Below are 18,366 nucleotides of genomic sequence, written 5' to 3' on the forward strand. Positions count from 1 at the left end.
GGCTCCAGGAGACGGCAATGTCGATCAAGGAGCGATCCAGCAAGGGGGCGCGGCGGTTTCAGCGCAGGGCGCGCCAGGAGGCCGACAAGGAGGCGCTGAAGGCGCTGATCCTCGAGACCGCGCGCAAGGAGTTCGCCGCCGGCACGCTCGAGACCGTTTCGATCCAGAAGATCGCCGACGCGATCGGCTATTCCAAGGGCACCGTCCTCAAATACTATCCGACCAAGCTGCTGCTGCTGCTCGCGGTGAAGCAGCAGAATCTCGAGGCGGTTGCCGGTCAGCTCGAGCGGGTTCGCGCGCAGACGGCCGACAGCGATCTGCGGCTGCGGCGCGTGATGGAAACCTATCTCGATTACTGGGCCGACAATCCCGATCACTTCCGTTCGCTGTTCTCGATGTCCGGCACGGTCGAGGACCGCCGATTTCCCGACGGCGTCTACTTCGGCGAGACCGAGATCGCGCTCCGCAGCTACGAGCTGTTCGTGATGTCGGTGCGGGAATTTCTGGCGGCGCATGGCGCCGAGCCGGGGCCGGGCCTGCCGCAGCGGCTCGCGACCGCGCTGCTTGCGGCAACGCACGGCGTGGTCGCGCTGACGCTCGGCACGCCGACCATGAAACTTCCGGACATGCGCGGCACCGGCCGCTTGCTGATCGCGAGCCTGATCGATGCCTGGACGACCAGGCTTGCCGCCGCGCGGAAAAGCGAGGGCTGGCCGCGGATATCGATCGGCACTTTTGCCTGACGGGCGGTAGCCGAAGCTACATCCCGGATCATGCGCGCGCCACGCGCCCCTGCATGCGCGATGCGCTGTGAATAGCACGCCTCCGCCTGCTAAGCGCGGCCATGGATACGACTCAACGCGACAGAACGGTCGGCTTTCTCTGCCTGGTGGCGACGGCGTTCGGCTGGCCCTGAACTGGCCGCTGATCAAGCTGTCGCTGCAGCAATGGCCGCCGCTGTTCACCCGCGGACTTGCCGGGTGCGCGGCGGTGATCCTGGGCGCGCTGGCGCTTCGCGCTCGGCAATGTATTGAACCGCAAGCCGCTGCCGATGCCGCCGCTCGCGGTGGTCGCCTGGCAGGTCGGCATCGGCTGTCTTGTGATGCTCCTGCTCGGCATTTTCTTCGAGCACCCGAACTATGCCGCGATCACGCCGCTCGGCCTCGGCTGCTTCGCCTACATGACGCTGATGCCGATGGGCATCTGCTATCTTACCTGGTTCGAGACGTTGCGCCGCCTGCCGCCGACGTCCGCGTCAACGGGCATGCTGCTGGTGCCGGTAATCGGCGTGGTGTCGGCCGCGATCATCCTCGGCGAGCCGCTGGGGCTGCGCGAGATCGGCGCCATGGCGCTGACGCTGGGCGGCGTGACGCTGGCGCTGCAGCGGGCCTGAGGGCCGCGCTGGAACGGACGTCGGCGCATCGCGTTCTCTTGAAAAGGGAGCTTGGCCATGCGTAAGGCGATCGCGCGGCTTGATGCGGAGCAGAAGGCGCAGCTGCTTTATCTCGCAGATCTCGGCACGGCGATGTTCACGTCGGCGCTCGTGGTCTCCACACTGAAGGCAATCGTGGATCTGTTCGTTGCCGGCTGAACCGTCGCATCAGCGCCAACGCGCCGTCACTTGTCGCCTGCCCCGTCTCCTTGAGTGTGCCCGTCGGGCCCTCGGTTGAGCACCCCGTATTCGCTGGACTTCACCCCAGTCTCGGCATCGGTGCCGTTGCTGGTCAGACCGAGCTTGAGCAGCTCGCGCACCGCGGCGGCGCGGGTCGGCATGCGGTGTCTGAACCGGAAATCGTCGAGGGCAGCCAATTCCTCTGGTGTGAGCATGACCTGGAGTCGCTCGGCGCGTAACTCATTCATCGCAATACACCCAGACTTAGCTCGTTGAGTGATCTGCTAAACGAACCAAATCGCGGCGGGTTCCTCAAGCTCATACAAAAACGTCGATTGAGTATTATTTGTCAACAATATCAATGTCTTGAGTGGAAAATAAAGGAACGGGCCGGCGGCTGTTTCGTTATTTTGCGGGAGTGATGCCATGACCGACGATGTCAAGCTTCCCCGCAAGCTATCCGAGGAGCCGAAAGCGCCGGAACCACGGCGCCCGAGCCACGCGCGGGTTATCGATCAACTGGACCGCTGGGCCAACAGTCCCGGCCTGCAACCGCCAAAGGTCAACGATGCAGAAGACGATTCGAAAGCGGAAGCGTTCTGAACCTCATACGTTTGAGCAGCGGCTGGAGGAGCACCGGATACGGCTCGAGAGCCGACTCGCACAGCTGCCGCGCGGCGCCGAACGCGAACAGATTGCCGCACGCATCGAGCAGCTGCGCACAGCCGTCGAGCTGAACGCGATGCTGTCGATGAGCGAGTAAGCCGACACCGGCCACGGCGTACGGGTCGCTCAGCATCCGCGGCAGACTGAATTCAGCTTTGCCTTAAGGACAGCATCGTTCGATGGCGGGACAGGATTATTAAAGGTGATGGGCAAGATCAGCCGGAAGTCCTGACCTGCCGTGTCCACAGGAGGCGGTGGGAACGGCTGGGCGCGTTTGACAATCGCCAGTGCTTCCGCATCGAGTTCAGGAAAGCGCTCCTCTCGGCAAGCCAGCTCGACACGAGTTCACCCGTGCGATCAAGCGATACGCCAACTTTGACGATACAGGCGTGGTCCGGCGCCGGTACTGACTGGCGCCTAAGGACCGTCGGCACTGATTGGCGCTTGGCGCCGTGGTCGGGTCGATCTGGCTCGTCGGTGTCGTCGCCTTGCTAGGGCGCTAATCAGTGGGATGGCGGCCGGTGCGCGGGTTCAACGGCGCGGTCGGCGGCCGTCGCAGCGCCTCGGGCAGGAACGCCTCACTGCGTCTGGGCGAGGCGTCGGCGCGCACGTCAGCGGCCCATTGCGCGCGTTCGTGGGCTGTCTGGTTATCGTCGAACGTCCGCTTCACATCGACCCCGCCGACCGGGTCGTTGACGCCGTTTTGGCTGGCGGGACGGTCGACGCCGCTGTGGATGTCACTGGAATTGCCCATCGCGGCCTCCACGTTCGGTCGATCCGGACCAACGTTGCCCGCGCGGGCGTCGTTCCAAGGAAGCGCGTTCCAAAAAAGTGAAGGGCCGGAGGTATCGTCTGCCGCCCGGAATCCTTGGCGCATGCGGGACCAGCCGGTAGGATGGAACCCGGATGATGGGGTCCAAGGGAAAGACCTGGGAATGAAGCACGTCGACGTCGCGGTGATTGCTGCCACGCTGTGGCTGCTGGCGTCGATGGTGCTGGACATCCTGACGCCGAAGTCGATCACCGCGCTGATGATCGCTGCCGCGCTTGCCCCGCCATTCCTGATCGGGATCGGCATCCATTTCGCACGCGAATATTTCAAGGCGAAGCGGCGCAGCTACCAGCCGCCGCAATGGGACGAACGCTTCAGGAATTGAGCGGGCAGGGCAGCGAATAGCGCCGCATCGAACTGCGCCCATTGAACTGTGGTCATGGCTTGCTAAGCTCGCGGCATGACCGAGCATCTCCCCGATACGATCAGCCGCCTCTACACCGATCCCGGCGAATATGTCGACAGCGACCATCCCGCCGTCGAGGCGTTCGCCCGTGCCGCCGTCCCGGCCGACGCCAGCGCGCGCGACAGAGCGAGCCGGCTCTACACCGCAGTGCGTGACGGCATCCGCTACAACCCCTATGTCAGCATGCGCTCGCCCGAGAGCTACCGGGCCTCAAGCGTGCTCGCCGCCGGCAATGGCTACTGCGTCGGCAAGGCGGCGCTCTATGCCGCCGCCTGCCGGGTCCACGGCATCCCGGCCCGCGTCGGCTTCGCCGATGTCCGCAACCATCTCACCACCGAAAAGCTGCGCCAGAGCATGGGGTCGGACCTGTTCACCTGGCACGGCTTTACCGAAGTGTTCGTCGACGGCGCCTGGCGCAAGGCGACCCCGACCTTCAACGACACGCTGTGCGCCAAGCTCGGCGTCAAGCCGCTCGACTTCGACGGCCATTCAGATGCGCTGCTGCATCCCTTCGACGGCGAAGGGCGCGCCTACATGCAGTATGTCAACGACCACGGAGCCTATCACGACGTCCCCGCCAAATTCCTGATGCGCGAGATGGCGCGCGAATACGCCAACATGCAGGGCGAGGACATGTCCGGCCGCGACATGGAGCAGGAGGCGGCGGCGCAGTAGCGGGCGCGTGCCGCGAAGCGCCGGCGGAAGCCGTCCTGGTCAATTGCGCACCGGCTGAGGGGGCGGTGTCATGGATACGGAGCTGCCGAAAGCGCAGGTCAGCCGCCCGGCCACAGGCTGGGAGGACGCGGTCGCGCTGACCGGCTTCATCCTGGTCGCGGTCGGGCAGGCCTCCAACCAGGTCCTGGCGCGCGGCCTTGCCGGCTCGGTGCCGCCGTTCTCGCTGGCCTTCTTCCGCTGGAGCATCATCGCCATCGGCCTTGCGCCGTTTGCGATCGCGGCGATCCGGGACGGAAAGATCCCGCTGGCGCAGAATCTCTGGCCGATCCTCGCCGCGGGCTTCCTTGGCATGTTCCTGTGCGGCGGCCCGGTCTACATCGCGGGCATCACCACCACGGCGATCCATATCGCGCTGATCTTCGCGCTGTCGCCGATCATGGTGCTGCTGATCTCGGCGGCGCTCGGCATCGAGCATATCGGTCCGCTGCAATGGCTCGGGACCGCGCTCGCGCTCGCCGGCGCACTCCTGATCGTCTCGGGCGGCCATCTGGAAACGCTGACGCAATCGAGCGCGGCCTGGGGCGATCTCCTGGTGGTGTGCGCGATGCTCGGCTGGTCCGGCTACACGCTGGTGCAATCGCGCGTCGCGCCGCGCGCCTCGCTGCTGGCGCGGGTCAGCCTGTTCTCGGCGGCCGGCGCGCTGTGCTCGCTGCCGCCCGCGCTCCAGGAGATGTGGGCCACGCCGGCTGCGGTCTTCAACGCCCGGGCGTTCGAGACCTATGTCTTCGCCGGCCTCGTGCCCGGCCTGATCGCCTATGCCGGCTTCGCCTGGCTCGGCGCAAGGTTCGGCTCTGTGCGCACGTCGCTGGTGCTCTATGTCGCGCCGATCGCGAGCGCGCTGCTGTCCTGGATCATCCTTGGCGAGCCACCGAAGCTGATCCACCTGGCTGGCGGCCTGCTGATCCTCGGCGGCGTCTGGGCGAGCCTGCGCAAATAGGCCGGGCGCGCTTTCCTGCCAGGATCATGCGCGGGATCACTCGCCGACCGAAACCTCCGCCCGGATGCAACTTTTCGCCGGCATGTGCGTTGAATCCATCGTCGATTCAATAGCTTAATCGGAGTGTCGTATGAACTTGACTCCCCAGCAGCGCAAGGTCCGTGACGAGCAGCGTCAGCAAGAGGCGTCGCAGGCGATGAAGGAGCATCGCGCCAACGAGAAGGCCTTCTACGACAATTTCCAGCGCCTCAAGGCCGAGCGGCAGGCGCGCGAGGCCTCGCAGGATCGGACGCAGCCGCAATCCGCCTCGAAGTAATAGCCGGAGAACCACACTCACCGTCCGGATTGCCCGGATCTGACCGACGGAGAAGGAGCGGAAGCGAGGCGGCGAGCACGGCGCAATCGGGCTCGCCCCAATGACGAGAAGCAATCTCCAGGCTTATGGAGAACGTCAGATGTATTTTGCCGATAAGAAAACGGTGACGTGCAAATGCGGCGAGCCCTTGAGCGATCTGATGCTCGTCGACGACCAGACGATCGGAATCAAGTTTAACGTCGGTCGGTGCCCGTCCTGCCGTGAAGCGACGGTTGTCCGATCCCAGGACAAGCAATCCGACATGCAATCAAGCGACGATGCGTGAGACAGACGCGCCTCTGGCGAGAGGACCGGTGCTCCGCTGCCTGACATCCAATGCAACGGGTGCGTGACAGGGCGGCTGACGCATCGTTCGCGGCGCGCCCCGAAAAAGAGCAGGGCGCGACCGGCATCACCACGGTCGCGCCCTACGTCGCCGGTCAATGGGGCAGGGGGAATAACCGGCTCTTCCAATGACTCGCATCCCCCCTGACTCGTTCCGTGCGCCTGAAAATAATTTCGTACACGGTTAAGTGATGGCCTGACGTGAGAACTCCACAGGTTTCGTTCGCGTTGTGTCCGTGATCGCCAAGGGAATTTCCATGGGGCGAGGGACATCATCATGTCAAAGATTCAAAAAGGAATTTTCGCTGCGTTGGCGGCCGGATTGACGCTTGGCGCCGTCCAGCTCGCATCCGGCCACGATCTCATTGGCGGTCAGCAGGTCACCACCGCCGTGGCGCCGGAGAGCGCCGTCAATCGCGCCGCCAAGACCGACCGTGCCACGGTTCCAGCGACCGGCCTGCCGAGCCGGACCGTCGCGCTGAAGGTCGATCGGCTTCCCGATACGTCGCTCTTGGTCCGCGTCCCCGTGGCGCGGGAAGAGGCCCGCAATCACCCTGCAGCACCTGCACGGGCCCGGCCTGGCGATACCCGCAAGGTCGCCTGCGAGCCGGTGGTCAGCGTCCTGACCGAAGTGGCCAAGCTGCTGCAGCCCGGTCGCTGCGTGACCTGAGCCGGTCATTCATCCACCGGTGTCATCGTCCGCGAAAGCGGGCAATCCAGTACGCCGCGGCCCCTCCGCTCAACAATAGCTGTCTCTCGAATACTGGGCGGCTTCAACCGGTCGTCGCAACACCCCAAGCGAAGGCGTCATTCCTCGTCCGGCTCGTTGTTGCCGGCGGTGCTGCGGCTTGCCATCAGGCCGAGCGCGAGGCCGCCGACCGCCAGGATCGGGATCAGCCGCTTCACGCCGATGGCCCGGACGATCTGCAGACCGGTGGCCACCACCACAGGATCGGCGAACACATTGGCCGCGGCGGCCTTGGCCGCTTTCTCGGCGCGCCGGCGCATCTCGCGCTTGCGCACCGTGTAGACGCCGGCGGCGATCAGCGTGACGACGAGGAACAATGCTGCGCCGGAGAGGCACGCTGCCACCGGCCCGTAGTTCTGCAGCACGTAGACGAAGGCGGCCGCGCACAGGAAGCCAATGGTGATGAACAGCGCGACCGCGGCGGCAGCGGCAAGCGACGTCAGCCGCAGCGCGCTGCCGGTGGATTCCTTGACGTCATCGATCAGCCGCTGAAGCATCGACCGGCCTTGCCTTGAACCTTGCCTTGAAGAGCGTATCGACAAACGAGGCGGTGGCACGCCAGCGCTGCCATCTCGTCCAGAACAGTGGTTTACGGATGACCGTCATCGCGGGCCTCCTCTGCCGGAGTTGGACGGCGCCTAGCGGCGCCAGGTGACGCCGATCAGAAAGCCGAGGCCGAGCGCAAGGCCGACGGTCGCCAGCGGCCGCTGCGTGATCACCTCTTCCAGCGATTCCTCGATCGAGGACGCCGCCTCCTGCGCCGCGCCAATCATCGCGCTGCCGCGCTCCGACATGTCGTCAAAGGTCGATTCCGCGTTGGCGCGCGCATCCTTGTAGCGGCGGCGCGCCTGCTTGCTTGCGTTGTTCGCAAACGAGTTGAGCGCGTCGGTGATCTGTTCGGTAAGGGCTGCGATATCGTTCTTCACGGCGGTGACATCCTTCTCGAGGCGTTCGTAGGTCGCTTTGTCCGTCATGTGCTTGATCCCAAATGCGCTGTCCGTGCTCGACATCGAAAGCCCCCGGATAATTCGCGTGTTGCGGGAAAAACGCCTCGCATCAGGCAAAGTTCCAGATGCGAAACCGGGCCTTGTTATTTGACGCGTTTTCTTCACGCGAACCGGTGCCCACTTCGCTTGAAAACGCTTTCTAATCCTCCGGCAGCTGCGGCGAATTGACCGGCATCAAATGCTCCTTGACGATCAATCCAACGATCAGCAGCGGCGACGACAGAAACGCGCCCATCGGGCCCCACAGCCAGGTCCAGAACGCGAGCGCGAGAAAGACCGCAAGCGCATTCAGCGACAGCCTGCGGCCGACGATCGTCGGCGTCACGAAATGTCCTTCCATGAAGGTCACGACGGTAAAGCAGGCCGGCGCGATCAGCCCGGCGCCGATGGTCGGCGAGGCGATGATGCCGACCACGACCAGCACCACGAACATCGCGACCGGGCCGATGATCGGAATGAAGTTCAGCGTCGCGGCGAGCGCGCCGAGCCCGGCCGGGTTGGGCATGCCTGTCGCCGCGCAGATCGCGCCAGTCACGATACCGACGCCGACGTTGATGATGGTCACTGTCAGCAGATAGTTGCCGAGATGGATCTCGATCTCGTTGAGGATGCGCAGCGTGCGCAGCCGCGCCTCGCGTTCGCTGAAGGTCATCACCAGCGCCCGGCGCAGATCCTTCCAGCTCGCAATGAACAGGATCAGGGTGACGATGAACAGCAGGAATTCGGCGAAGGTCGGCGACAGGAATTCCAGCGTCGGCTGCACCCATTCGAATTTCGGCAGCTGGAAAGTGGCCAGCGGGTCGGAGCCGCCGACCATGCTCTGCAGCTCCTGCCACAGTGCAAGCAGCCGGTCGAACACGTGCAGCTTCTCCTTCAGGATCGCGCCAAGCTCGGGGAGCCGCGCGCTCCATTCCATCACAGGCGAGGCAATCAGTCCGACCATGAAGGTAACGGCGGCGCCGACCGCGATCACGATCACTACGGCGCCGAGCGCGCGCGGGATCCGGTAGCGCTCGAGCAGGCTCGCCGCCGGCGACAGCATGGTGCCGACAATGAAGGCCATGGTGATCGGCAGGAAGAAAGCTCGCGCCAGATAGAGCACCGCGACGATGACAATGACCAGCAGCGCGACCAGCGCAAAGGCGACGACCTCGGCGCGGCGGATAACCGGCGGCAGTTCGGCTTTGCTGTCGGGGACGGGCGTGCCTTCGTGCGCATTGCCAAGCAGACGTTCACTCGGAAAGGCGCGCACCAGACTCCTCCCGCATGAGGATGAATGAATTTCGCGCTGCGAGGCGGTCCCGCGCGTCAAATAGCGCCTGACAACGGCCCGCCCCGGGATTGGTTCCATCGCGGGTTCGTGACACGCAGCGGGTTGACAATCGCGGCTTCGCGATGATTCGCGTCGGAACTCTCTGATGGCCACGCGCGTTGGCTTGGCATCGCATCACCACGATGCGCATCCCGTTCAGGGGCAGCACATGACACAGCAGTTTCTCTCCAGCCGCCGGCTTGCGTCGCGCGCCGCGCGCACCCTTGCCTTCGCCAGCGTCCTGCTCGCGACGCAGTTCGTTATCGCCACCCCGGCCAGCGCCCAAGTCCGCTCTTCTGCGCTCGGTTATGCGTCGGCGCAGCCGGGCGCATTCCCCTCCGACGAGGTGATGAACGATCCCTCGACCGAGGACGGCGCGCTGCCGGAGCGGCTGCGCCGCACCACCGTCGCGCTCAACACGTCAGAGGCGCCAGGCACGATCATCATCGATACCGGCAACACCGCGCTCTACTACGTGCTGGGCGGCGGCCGGGCGATCCGCTACGGCGTCGGCGTCGGCCGCGAGGGTTTCACCTGGGCGGGCACGCAGACGATCAGCCGCAAGGCCGAGTGGCCGGACTGGCACCCGCCGGCCGAGATGATCAAGCGCCAGCCCTATCTGCCGCGCTTCATGGCCGGCGGCCCGGGCAACCCGCTCGGTGCGCGCGCGATGTATCTCGGCTCCAGCGAGTACCGTATCCACGGCACCAACGACCCGTCGACGATCGGCAAGTTCGTGTCGTCGGGCTGCATCCGCCTGACCAATGAAGATGTCTCCGACCTGTTCAGCCGCGTCGATGTCGGCACCAGGGTCGTGGTGCTGCCGAAGAACGCGCCGCATCTCGCCACGCGCGAGCTTGGCCCGACCACAACGCAGATTTCGGTCCGGCCGGCACAGAAGCGGCCTGCGGTGACGACGCTGCCTTCCGGCCGTCAGGCGATGAACATTCCGACCGCTTCCTCGTTGTACTGAGGATCGGCGTTGTACTGAGGGTCGGTGATGGTGACGCGATACTCCATGCGGTGGGCGTTCGGGACGGCGGCATTGCTTGGCCTGTCCCTTGCGCCCGCGGCGCACGCCCAGGATTTCTTCTCGCAACTTTTCGGCGGCTTCATGCGGGGCCGTCCGCCGATGATCCGGATGCCGTTCGACGATGGCCCGCCCATGGCGTCACCACGGGTCGAGCGCCGTCCGCGCTACGATGTCGGCCAGGCCTACTGCGTGCGCACTTGTGACGGCCGCTACTTCCCGCTGGCTGCGGCCGGCAACCAGAGCAAGGCGGAGAGCTGCAACAGCTTCTGCCCGGCGAGCGCGACCGAGGTGGTCTATGGCGGCAATATCGACAGCGCCGCGACGGAAGACGGCAAGCCGTATTCCGAGCTGCCGAACGCGTTCCGCTATCGCGACGAGATCGTTTCGGGCTGCACCTGCAACGGCAAGGACTCGGTCGGCTTGGCCGCAGTCAAAATTGAAGACGATCCGACCCTGCGCAAGGGCGACATTGTTGCCGGCAAGGACGGGCTGATGTCGGTGAGCCGTCCGGACCGGCGTGGTGCGCAGCTCAACTTCACGCCGGCGCCGGATCGCATACGCGCCAAATATGGCCGGCCGGCTGTGGTGGCGCGCGAGTAGCGTCGCTTGGACGAGCCCGGCGACTTTCGGTTCCGGAGTTCGGAACCTGCCTCCCTCTCGCACGTTGGCAACGGGCGAACGGCACATTCACCGATGCCATCAGGGGGCCCCGCATGCTCGTCGGCGTACTCGTCACCTTCCTCGTCATTATTCTCGTTCTTTATCTCATCAACATGCTGCCGCTCGACGGTCGCGCCAAGCAGATCGCGCGCGTCGTCGTCATCATCATCGGCATCGTCTCGCTGCTGAAATATCTGGCGGTCTTCTAGGTACGAAGGTACTGCGGTCTCTGGAATACTGGATCACCCGCATGCGCGGGTGATGACCCTGCGAGGGGCGTCTGCATGATTTCGGAATAATGGAAGAATGCCGCTGATTTGCCCGACGAGTCAAGTTGCAGTGTCCGCCGGCAGCCGCCGGCTACTTTGCATGGGGTTGTTTTCGATATTTTGGCAGTGCGCCCCTGCGACGGCAGGCTATCGCATCCGGCTCCTCTAGCGCCATCTGCGGCGCCAGCAAAAAAGCCGCGGCTCATCGCCGGGGCTTTTGCTTGTCGAGGGAAACGCGGATCAGCCCGCGGCCTTGGCCTCGCGGCGGCGCGCGGTGAGGATGTATTCGGTGTAGCCGTTCGGCTGCGTACGTCCCTCGAAGATGAGGTCGCAGGCGGCCTTGAAAGCGACGCCGTCGAACGCGGGCGCCATCGGCTTGTAGAGGGAATCGCCGGCGTTCTGCTTGTCGACGACGACGGCCATGCGCTTCAGCGACTCCATCACCTGATCCCTGGTGATGACGCCCTGATGCAGCCAATTCGCCAGATGCTGGCTCGAGATGCGCAGGGTGGCGCGGTCTTCCATCAGCCCGACGTCGTGAATGTCGGGCACCTTGGAGCAGCCGACGCCCTGGTCGATCCAGCGGACAACGTAGCCCAGGATGCCCTGGCAGTTATTGTCGATCTCCTGCTTCACATCGTCGGGCGCCCAGTTCGACTGCGACACCGGAATGGTGAGGATGTCGGAGAGCTTTGCGCGCGGGCCACTCTTGGCGAGCTCCTGCTGACGGGCGATGACGCTGACCTGGTGGTAGTGCAGCGCATGCAGCGTAGCCGCGGTCGGCGACGGCACCCAGGCCGTGGTGGCGCCGGCCTGCGGATGACCGATCTTCTGCGCAAGCATGTCGGCCATCTTGTCGGGCGCGGCCCACATGCCCTTGCCGATCTGGGCATGGCCGGGCAGGCCGTCGATCAGGCCGTTGTCGACGTTCCAGTCCTCATATGCCTTGATCCACGGCTGGGCCTTCATGTCGTTCTTGCGGATCATTGGACCCGCTTCCATTGAGGTGTGGATCTCGTCGCCGGTGCGGTCGAGGAAGCCGGTGTTGATGAACATGATGCGCTTGGAGGCGCGCTGGATGCAGGCCTTGAGATTGACCGTGGTGCGGCGCTCCTCGTCCATGATGCCGACCTTCAGCGTGTTCTCCGGCAGCGAGAGCATCTTCTCGACTTCGGCGAACAGGTCGCAGGTCAGCGTCACCTCGTCGGGACCGTGCATCTTCGGCTTGACGATATAGGCCGAGCCGGTGCGGCTGTTCTTGACCTTGGAACTACCCTTGAGGTCGTGGATCGCGAGCAGGCCGGCGACGGCGGCGTCCAGAATGCCTTCCGGGATCTCCTCGCCCTTCGCATCGAGCACGGCGTCGGTGAACATGTGATGGCCGACATTGCGCATCAACAGCAGGCTGCGGCCGTGCAGCTTCAGCTCGCTGCCGTCGGGCGTCTTGTAGACGCGGTCGGCATTGAGCGAGCGCGTCAGCGTCTTGCCGCCCTTCTCGAAATCGGCCGACAGCGTGCCGTTCATCAGGCCGAGGGTATTGCGATAGACCAGCACCTTGTCCTCGGCGTCGACGGCGGCAACCGAGTCTTCCATGTCGAGAATGGTCGAGACCGCCGACTCCAGGATCATGTCGGCGACGCCGGCCGGATCGTCCTTGCCGATGACGTTGCTGCGATCGATCTTGACCTCGACATGCATGCCGTTGTTGACGAGCAGGATCGCGGAAGGCTGGGCGGCGTCGCCCTGATAGCCGGCGAACTGGGCGCCGTTCTTCAGCGCGGTCGAATTGCCGCTCTTCAGCTTGACCGACAGCTGGCCCGCAATCACGCCGTAGGAGGTCACGTCGGTGTGGCTTCCGGTCGCGAGCGGCACAGCCGCGTCGAGGAACGCCTTCGCCTTCGCGATCACCTTGTCGCCGCGGGCCTTGTTGTAACCCTTGCCACTCTCACTCGGATCATGCGGGATCGCGTCGGTGCCGTAGAAGGCGTCGTACAGCGAACCCCAGCGCGCGTTGGCGGCGTTCAGCGCGTAGCGGGCGTTGGTCAGCGGCACCACCAGCTGCGGGCCGCAGATCTTGCCGATTTCCTCATCGACATTTGCTGTCTCGACCTTGTGGGTCGCGGGCTCGGGCAGCAAATAGCCGATTTCCTTGAGGAATGCGGTGTAGGCGTTGATGTCGAACGCCTTGCCCTTGTTGGCGCGGTGCCAGTCGTCGATCTTGGCCTGCAGCGTGTCGCGGACCGCGAGCAGCTCGCGGTTCTTCGGGCCGAGCTTCTGGAGGATGGCGGCAAGTCCTGCCCAGAACGCGTCGGACGCGACCCCGGTTTTCGGCGTCGCCTCCTTGGCGATGAAATCGAACAGGACAGGGGCGATCTTCAATCCATGGGCATCGACACGAGTCATGATGGGCTTTCTCAAAGAAACAGGGCGTTTAGGGGCTGTTTTCCAAGGAAATCAGCAGAAAACGTGCCAAAGGGCCGCGTTCACGGTCCTTTTTGCCCTAAAGCCATGGTTCTGAGAAGGCCCCTTTGTTGCCGCGTATGACGCCGTCATGGCCCGCTTCAAGCGGGGCATCCAGTACGCCGCGGCCCATCGGCTCAACAATTGCTGTCTCTGGAATACTGGATCGCCCGGACAAGCCGGGCGATGACAGGCGAACAGGGTCAGATATTCGCCGCGAGGTCGGTCGGTTCGTCGAACAGGACGCCGGTCGTGGCCAGCATCCGCTCGATCTCGTCGGTGGCCTCAGTAACCGAGCGGTTCGAGGTGTCGATGGTCAACTCGTTGCCGGTCGGCGGCTGATAATCGTTGCCGATGCCGGTGAAGCCCTGCAGCGTGCCGGCGCGAGCCTTGGCGTAATGACCCTTGGGATCGCGGGTCTCGCAGACCTCGGCCGGAGTGGCGACATAAATTTCGCGGAACGCGCTGTCGGCGATGCGGCGAGCTGCCGCACGATCGGCGGCCGCCGGCGAGACCGCGGCAACGATGGCGATATGGCCGTTGCGCGCGAGATGGGTCGCGACCTCGGCGAGGCGGCGGATGTTCTCAGTGCGATCCTGTGGCGAGAAGCCGAGATCGCTGTTGAGCCCGGCGCGGAAGGTGTCGCCGTCGAGCAGGATCGGCGAACCGCCATTGCCGAACAGGCGCCGTTCCAGCGCCCGCGCCAGTGTCGACTTGCCCGAACCGGGGAGGCCGGTCAGCCAGATCACCGCGCCATTGTGGTGGTAGCGCGCCGAGCGCTCGTCCGGCCGCAGCGCTGACTCCACCGGCACGATATCGACCGGCACCGCAGGCCGGCCGGCGTCGACCGACAGCACGAGGCCGCCGCCGGCGATGCGGCCGTTGACCTCGATCACGAGGCGGCCGGTACGCGGATTGTCGGTGTGGGGATCGGTCGCAACCGGCTGCGCCAGCGAGATGTCGATCTCGCCGACATGGTTGCGCGCGATCGCGCTATTCTCTTCGTTGGACAGCGCGCCTGGATCGATGGCTTTTTCGATCGCGACCACGGTGGCGCGGCTTTCCTTGGTGCCGAGCCGGATCAGGATCTGCTCGCCCTTGGTGAGCGGCTTGTCGTGCAGCCAGAAGATCCGCGCGCGGATGCGGCGGGTGTCGCGCGGGCTCTGCCCGCTGTGTCCGATGATGTCGCCGCGCTCGAGGAAGAGCTCGCGATCGAGCGTGATGCCGACCGAGCGCCCCGCGCCCTGTGGTCCCTGCACCGGCGTCACCGGCCAGCTCTCGACCGTCCTGATCTTCGCGATCTTGCCGGTGGGCATGATGACGATCTCGTCGCCCGCCTTCAGGCTGCCCGACTCGACGCGGCCCGCCACGATGCGGCGGTCGTCGAACTTGTAGATCGCCTGCACCGGCAGCCGCAGCGGCAGCTCCACCAGCGGCCGTGCCGGCTCGAGCGCATCGAGCGCATCGACCACGGTCGGTCCCTTGTACCAGTCGATCCGCGACGTGCGCTCGGCAACGCCGTCGCCGTCGCGCGCCGAGATCGGGATCACCGCCGAAGGGCGCACGCCGAGGCCGATCAGATGCGCGGAAATCTCGTCGCTGATCTCCTTGAAGCGGTCGGCACTGAACTCGACGCGGTCCATCTTGTTGACGACGACCGCGACCTGCTTCACGCCGAGCAGATGCAAGAGATAGCCGTGACGGCGGGTCTGGTCGCGCACGCCCTCAAGCGCGTCGATGATCAGCACAGCACCGTCGGCCTGCGAGGCGCCGGTGATCATGTTGCGCAAAAACTCTGCGTGGCCGGGCGCGTCGATCAGCACGACGTCGCGCGAGCGGGTCCGGAAGCGGATCTGGGTGGTGTCGATTGTGATGCCCTGGTCGCGCTCGGTCTGCAGCGCGTCGAGCAGGAACGACCACTCGAACGGCATGCCGCGCCGCGCGCTGACCGCCTTCAGCATTTCCAGCTTGCCGTCCGGCAGGCTGCCAGTCTCATGCAGCAGGCGTCCCACCAGCGTCGACTTGCCGTGATCGACATGGCCGACGATGACGATGCGCACTTGCGGCCGCGTCGTGCCGTTGGGCGTTGCCGAGATCGAGGCGGTGGGAAGGATCATGTTCATCGGAACGCTCGCACGAATTGGGAAGCCAGATGTTGCGTGTTGATCAGAGATAGCCGGCGACACGCAGCCGCTCGAACGCATCCTCGGTCTCGTGGTCGAGCGCGCGGCCGGCGCGCTCCGGGATCTTGGTGCCGTCGAGCTCGGTGAGGATCTCGTCGATATTGGATGCGGTCGAGGCGACAGGGTTGGTAATGTCCTGATCGCCCAGCGAGCGATAGCGCTTGCCGTCCTTGGCGAGATAGAGCGGGATGATCGGGATATTCTCGCGCTTGGTGTAAGCCCAGATGTCGGCCTCGGTCCAATGCAGGATCGGATGGATGCGCAAATGCGCGCCCTGCGGCGGCGAGGCGTTGAACTGGTCCCAGAACTCCGGCGGCTGGTCGCGGACGTCCCATCCGCCCTCGGTCCCGCGCGGCGAGAACACGCGCTCCTTGGCGCGCGTCGCCTCCTCGTCGCGGCGGATGCCGGCGATCAAGCCGTCAAAGCCGAACTTGTTGAGCGCGAGCTTCAGCCCTTCGGTCTTGCGCGCGGCGGAGCGCGCGGCCGGCGGCAGGGTCGGGTCGACGCTATCGATCGGCGGGCACGGCTCGACGCGCAGGTCGAGATCCCATTCCTTGCCGAAGCGATCGCGGAACGCATACATCTCCGGAAACTTCTTGCCGGTGTCGACGTGCAACGCCGGGAACGGGACGCGGCCGAAGAACGCCTTGCGTGCCAGCCAGATCATCACGTTGGAATCTTTGCCGAGCGACCACAGCAGCGCGAGCTTCTTCAGCCGGGCGAACGCCTCGCGCAAAATGTAGATGCTCTGCGCCTCCAGTTCGTCGAGATGGTCCATCGACGGAGGGGCCTGATTGGCCGGAATTCCCGGCACGGAAGATGCTTGTGCAAGGGCTGCGGAGCGTAATCCGGCGGCGGCGGAATCTTTGTCGAGAAGATGCATCTATCGGCCTTGGCCTGTGGAGGTGAAAATTCTAAAGTTGCGCTGCAATAGAGAAGAAATAATTTTCTCTTTGCTGGCCTTGATCGAGAGATAAATAGAAAATAATTTCAGTCAACCCCCAAGTTGGGGAAGCGAGTGTCTGATGCGATATCTGCCCGTGTTTCTGGATCTGCAAAGCGGCAAGGTGCTGCTCGTTGGAGCGGGCGACCTCGTGCGCGCCAAATTGCGGCTGCTCGCAGCCGCCGGCGCCGCAGTTCGTTGGTACGCGACCGACGGCGATCATGAGTTCGCCGGCATCGCCGCGGAGGATGCCGCGCGCGTCGAACGCGCGGGAGGCGATCCGCTCGCAGCCGATCTCTCCGATGTCATCGCCGTTCTCTGCGCCGGCGCAGGCGACGTCGGTGTTGCGATGTCGGTGCGCGCCAAGGCGATTGGCCTGCCGGTCAACGTGATGGACGACCTCGTGCATTCCACCTTCATCATGCCTGCGATCGTCGATCGCGGCGATGTCGTGGTCGCCGTCGGCACCGGCGGCACGTCGCCGGTGGTGGCGCGACGCATCCGCGAGCGCATCGAGGCGGTGCTGCCGGCGCGGATCGGCGATCTCGCCGGCTTCATCGGCCGCGTCCGCAAATCGATCCATGCGCGGATCGAAGAGTTTCCGCTGCGCCGCCGCTTTTGGGAGCGCATCGTCGATGGGCCGATCGGCGCGCTGGTGCTGGCCGGCCGCAACGACGAGGCCGAGCGGGCGCTGAACGCGATCACCGATCCCGCCGCATTCGCCGGTGCTGATACCGACGGCAAGGCCGTTGGCCATGTCACGCTGGTTGGCGCTGGTCCCGGTGATCCGGACCTGCTCACGGTGAAAGCGCTGCGCGCGCTGCAAGACGCTGACGTCGTGTTCTATGACGAACTCGTGTCGCCTGAAATTCTCGACCGCATCCGGCGCGATGCCACGCGGATCGCGGTCGGCCGCCGTGTCGGCAAGCCCGGCATCGGCCAGGACGCCATCAACCGCCTGATGATCGAGGCCGCGCAGTCGGGTCAGCGCGCGGTGCGGCTCAAGGGCGGCGATCCCTTTATCTTCGGCCGCGGCGGCGAGGAAATCGAGGCGCTGCGCGAGGCCGGCGTCGCCTATTCCATTGTTCCGGGTGTCTCCGCCGGTCTTGGCGCGGCCGCGCAATTCGAGGTGCCGCTGACCTTCCGGCACGAGGCACTGCGCGTCACCTTCCTCACCGCGCACAAGGCGCGCGATGCCGAAGTGGTCGACTGGTCGGTGTTGACCGACAAGAAGATGACCGTCGTCGTCTACATGGGCATGACCGCGGCGCCCGCTATCCGCGAAGGGATGCTGGCCGCGGGCCGCTCGCCGGAGACGCCGGTCGGCGTGTTCGCGCGCGTGACGCGGCCGGACACCAAGGCCGCGGTCGGCACGCTGGCGCGGCTGCCCGAGCTGGTCAAGCAGGTCGATGGCGGTCCCGCCATTCTCATCATTGGCGATGTGGTCGCGCATTCCGCGCCCTGGAGCCGATCCAACGTCACCCAACTGTTCTCCAACCAGATGTTCTCCGAACTGCTGAAAGCTGCCGAATGACCTCTCCGCTCGAACAGAAGAAAATCAGGATCACAGGCCCCTCGGTGGTGACCGCCAACCGCACTTGGGATGGCGCCGTCGTGTACCGGACCGCCAAACAAGGCTGGTCCACCGAACTCGCCGATTCCGCGGTCGTCAGCACCTCGGACGATGCGCGCGCGCTGCTGGCCGAAGCCACTGCCGACGACGTCGGCGCGGTCGGGCCCTATATCGCGCCGGTCGAGCTCAAGGACGGCGGCAAGGTCAAGCCGGGCAATCTCCGCGAACATATCCGCGCCAAGGGCGTCACCATCGATCTCCAGGTCCCCGCGTAAGGCGCGCCGGCGTAA

The 18,366-nt window shown here is 65.1% G+C and carries 25 protein-coding genes; 16 read left to right on the forward strand and 9 right to left on the reverse strand.

Annotated features, from left to right (window positions below):
- The first annotated feature begins 17 nt into the window (after positions 1-17).
- From ABIB78_RS11920 to ABIB78_RS11930, 3 genes are all read left to right on the forward strand, one after another.
- Complete coding sequence (locus tag ABIB78_RS11920; RefSeq protein ID WP_429024431.1) at positions 18-743, forward strand: TetR/AcrR family transcriptional regulator; 726 nt, start codon at positions 18-20, stop codon at positions 741-743.
- Positions 744-1,030: 287 nt separating this feature from the next.
- Positions 1,031-1,393 (forward strand): DMT family transporter, encoded by a 363-nt coding sequence (locus ABIB78_RS11925; protein WP_429024433.1) that lies wholly within the window; start codon positions 1,031-1,033, stop codon positions 1,391-1,393.
- A 57-nt stretch (positions 1,394-1,450) separates the two neighbouring features.
- Positions 1,451-1,591 (forward strand): hypothetical protein, encoded by a 141-nt coding sequence (locus ABIB78_RS11930; RefSeq protein ID WP_429024435.1) that lies wholly within the window; start codon positions 1,451-1,453, stop codon positions 1,589-1,591.
- Between the two features lie 26 nt (positions 1,592-1,617).
- Here ABIB78_RS11930 and ABIB78_RS11935 read toward each other — a convergent pair whose 3' ends face one another.
- Positions 1,618-1,860 (reverse strand): hypothetical protein, encoded by a 243-nt coding sequence (locus tag ABIB78_RS11935; RefSeq protein ID WP_429024437.1) that lies wholly within the window; start codon positions 1,858-1,860, stop codon positions 1,618-1,620.
- 178 nt (positions 1,861-2,038) lie between these two features.
- Between ABIB78_RS11935 and ABIB78_RS11940 the strand changes: the two genes are divergently transcribed.
- Complete coding sequence (locus ABIB78_RS11940; RefSeq protein ID WP_429024439.1) at positions 2,039-2,215, forward strand: hypothetical protein; 177 nt, start codon at positions 2,039-2,041, stop codon at positions 2,213-2,215.
- Positions 2,181-2,375 carry a hypothetical protein gene (locus ABIB78_RS11945; RefSeq protein ID WP_429024440.1) on the forward strand — a complete coding sequence of 65 codons (195 nt, stop codon included), beginning with the start codon at positions 2,181-2,183 and terminating at the stop codon, positions 2,373-2,375. Before ABIB78_RS11940 ends, ABIB78_RS11945 begins: the two co-directional genes overlap by 35 nt.
- A 402-nt stretch (positions 2,376-2,777) precedes the next feature.
- On the opposite strand, the gene ABIB78_RS11950 is transcribed toward ABIB78_RS11945, so the two are convergent.
- A complete protein-coding gene (locus ABIB78_RS11950) occupies positions 2,778-3,032 on the reverse strand; it encodes a hypothetical protein (protein WP_429024442.1) in 255 nt (84 codons plus the stop codon).
- Positions 3,033-3,213: 181 nt separating this feature from the next.
- Here ABIB78_RS11950 and ABIB78_RS11955 point away from each other — a divergent pair, with 181 nt between their 5' ends.
- The 6 genes from ABIB78_RS11955 (at position 3,214) to ABIB78_RS11980 (ending at position 6,558) form a co-directional block, all read left to right on the forward strand.
- Complete coding sequence (locus tag ABIB78_RS11955; protein WP_076860857.1) at positions 3,214-3,435, forward strand: hypothetical protein; 222 nt, start codon at positions 3,214-3,216, stop codon at positions 3,433-3,435.
- A gap of 75 nt (positions 3,436-3,510) precedes the next feature.
- On the forward strand, positions 3,511-4,191 hold the full coding sequence (locus tag ABIB78_RS11960) for a transglutaminase-like domain-containing protein (protein WP_429024443.1): 681 nt from the start codon (positions 3,511-3,513) through the stop codon (positions 4,189-4,191).
- 70 nt (positions 4,192-4,261) lie between these two features.
- Positions 4,262-5,188, forward strand: coding sequence for a DMT family transporter (locus ABIB78_RS11965; RefSeq protein ID WP_429024445.1), 927 nt, complete (start codon positions 4,262-4,264; stop codon positions 5,186-5,188).
- A 130-nt stretch (positions 5,189-5,318) separates the two neighbouring features.
- The gene (locus ABIB78_RS11970) at positions 5,319-5,504 is read left to right on the forward strand and encodes a hypothetical protein (protein WP_429024447.1); all 186 of its coding nucleotides are present in this window, start codon (positions 5,319-5,321) and stop codon (positions 5,502-5,504) included.
- Positions 5,505-5,643: 139 nt separating this feature from the next.
- Positions 5,644-5,829 (forward strand): hypothetical protein, encoded by a 186-nt coding sequence (locus ABIB78_RS11975; RefSeq protein ID WP_429024449.1) that lies wholly within the window; start codon positions 5,644-5,646, stop codon positions 5,827-5,829.
- 336 nt (positions 5,830-6,165) lie between these two features.
- Positions 6,166-6,558: a hypothetical protein gene (locus tag ABIB78_RS11980; RefSeq protein ID WP_429024450.1), complete on the forward strand. Its 393-nt coding sequence runs from the start codon at positions 6,166-6,168 to the stop codon at positions 6,556-6,558.
- A 137-nt stretch (positions 6,559-6,695) separates the two neighbouring features.
- On the opposite strand, the gene ABIB78_RS11985 is transcribed toward ABIB78_RS11980, so the two are convergent.
- The 4 genes from ABIB78_RS11985 to ABIB78_RS12000 all read right to left on the reverse strand — a co-directional run bounded on the left by ABIB78_RS11985 (position 6,696) and on the right by ABIB78_RS12000 (position 8,895).
- Complete coding sequence (locus ABIB78_RS11985; RefSeq protein WP_429024451.1) at positions 6,696-7,133, reverse strand: hypothetical protein; 438 nt, start codon at positions 7,131-7,133, stop codon at positions 6,696-6,698.
- On the reverse strand, positions 7,111-7,242 hold the full coding sequence (locus ABIB78_RS11990; RefSeq protein ID WP_429024453.1) for a hypothetical protein: 132 nt from the start codon (positions 7,240-7,242) through the stop codon (positions 7,111-7,113). Before ABIB78_RS11990 ends, ABIB78_RS11985 begins: the two co-directional genes overlap by 23 nt.
- A 32-nt stretch (positions 7,243-7,274) precedes the next feature.
- Positions 7,275-7,646: a DUF883 family protein gene (locus tag ABIB78_RS11995; protein ID WP_429024454.1), complete on the reverse strand. Its 372-nt coding sequence runs from the start codon at positions 7,644-7,646 to the stop codon at positions 7,275-7,277.
- Between the two features lie 136 nt (positions 7,647-7,782).
- Positions 7,783-8,895 (reverse strand): AI-2E family transporter, encoded by a 1,113-nt coding sequence (locus ABIB78_RS12000; protein ID WP_429024456.1) that lies wholly within the window; start codon positions 8,893-8,895, stop codon positions 7,783-7,785.
- Between the two features lie 229 nt (positions 8,896-9,124).
- Here ABIB78_RS12000 and ABIB78_RS12005 point away from each other — a divergent pair, with 229 nt between their 5' ends.
- The 3 genes from ABIB78_RS12005 (at position 9,125) to ABIB78_RS12015 (ending at position 10,857) form a co-directional block, all read left to right on the forward strand.
- On the forward strand, positions 9,125-9,928 hold the full coding sequence (locus ABIB78_RS12005; protein WP_429024457.1) for a L,D-transpeptidase: 804 nt from the start codon (positions 9,125-9,127) through the stop codon (positions 9,926-9,928).
- Positions 9,929-9,973: 45 nt separating this feature from the next.
- Complete coding sequence (locus tag ABIB78_RS12010; protein WP_429024458.1) at positions 9,974-10,588, forward strand: DUF2865 domain-containing protein; 615 nt, start codon at positions 9,974-9,976, stop codon at positions 10,586-10,588.
- Positions 10,589-10,701: 113 nt separating this feature from the next.
- Positions 10,702-10,857 carry a Thivi_2564 family membrane protein gene (locus tag ABIB78_RS12015; protein WP_021076357.1) on the forward strand — a complete coding sequence of 52 codons (156 nt, stop codon included), beginning with the start codon at positions 10,702-10,704 and terminating at the stop codon, positions 10,855-10,857.
- A 300-nt stretch (positions 10,858-11,157) separates the two neighbouring features.
- Here the strand turns inward: ABIB78_RS12015 and ABIB78_RS12020 are convergent, their stop codons facing one another.
- The 3 genes from ABIB78_RS12020 to cysD all read right to left on the reverse strand — a co-directional run bounded on the left by ABIB78_RS12020 (position 11,158) and on the right by cysD (position 16,338).
- Positions 11,158-13,320, reverse strand: a complete 2,163-nt coding sequence (locus ABIB78_RS12020) for a malate synthase G (protein ID WP_429024460.1) — start codon at positions 13,318-13,320, stop codon at positions 11,158-11,160.
- A gap of 260 nt (positions 13,321-13,580) precedes the next feature.
- The gene (cysC, locus tag ABIB78_RS12025) at positions 13,581-15,500 is read right to left on the reverse strand and encodes an adenylyl-sulfate kinase (protein ID WP_429024461.1); all 1,920 of its coding nucleotides are present in this window, start codon (positions 15,498-15,500) and stop codon (positions 13,581-13,583) included.
- A gap of 43 nt (positions 15,501-15,543) precedes the next feature.
- Complete coding sequence (gene cysD, locus ABIB78_RS12030; RefSeq protein WP_429024463.1) at positions 15,544-16,338, reverse strand: sulfate adenylyltransferase subunit CysD; 795 nt, start codon at positions 16,336-16,338, stop codon at positions 15,544-15,546.
- 247 nt (positions 16,339-16,585) lie between these two features.
- Between cysD and cysG the strand changes: the two genes are divergently transcribed.
- Positions 16,586-18,037 carry a siroheme synthase CysG gene (gene cysG, locus ABIB78_RS12035; protein WP_429024465.1) on the forward strand — a complete coding sequence of 484 codons (1,452 nt, stop codon included), beginning with the start codon at positions 16,586-16,588 and terminating at the stop codon, positions 18,035-18,037.
- On the forward strand, positions 18,034-18,351 hold the full coding sequence (locus tag ABIB78_RS12040; protein WP_092118898.1) for a DUF2849 domain-containing protein: 318 nt from the start codon (positions 18,034-18,036) through the stop codon (positions 18,349-18,351). The genes cysG and ABIB78_RS12040 overlap by 4 nt, the downstream gene beginning before the upstream one ends.
- Positions 18,352-18,366: the final 15 nt, after the last annotated feature.

Source organism: Bradyrhizobium sp. I1.14.4, from assembly GCF_050435825.1.
Lineage (GTDB): Bacteria > Pseudomonadota > Alphaproteobacteria > Rhizobiales > Xanthobacteraceae > Bradyrhizobium.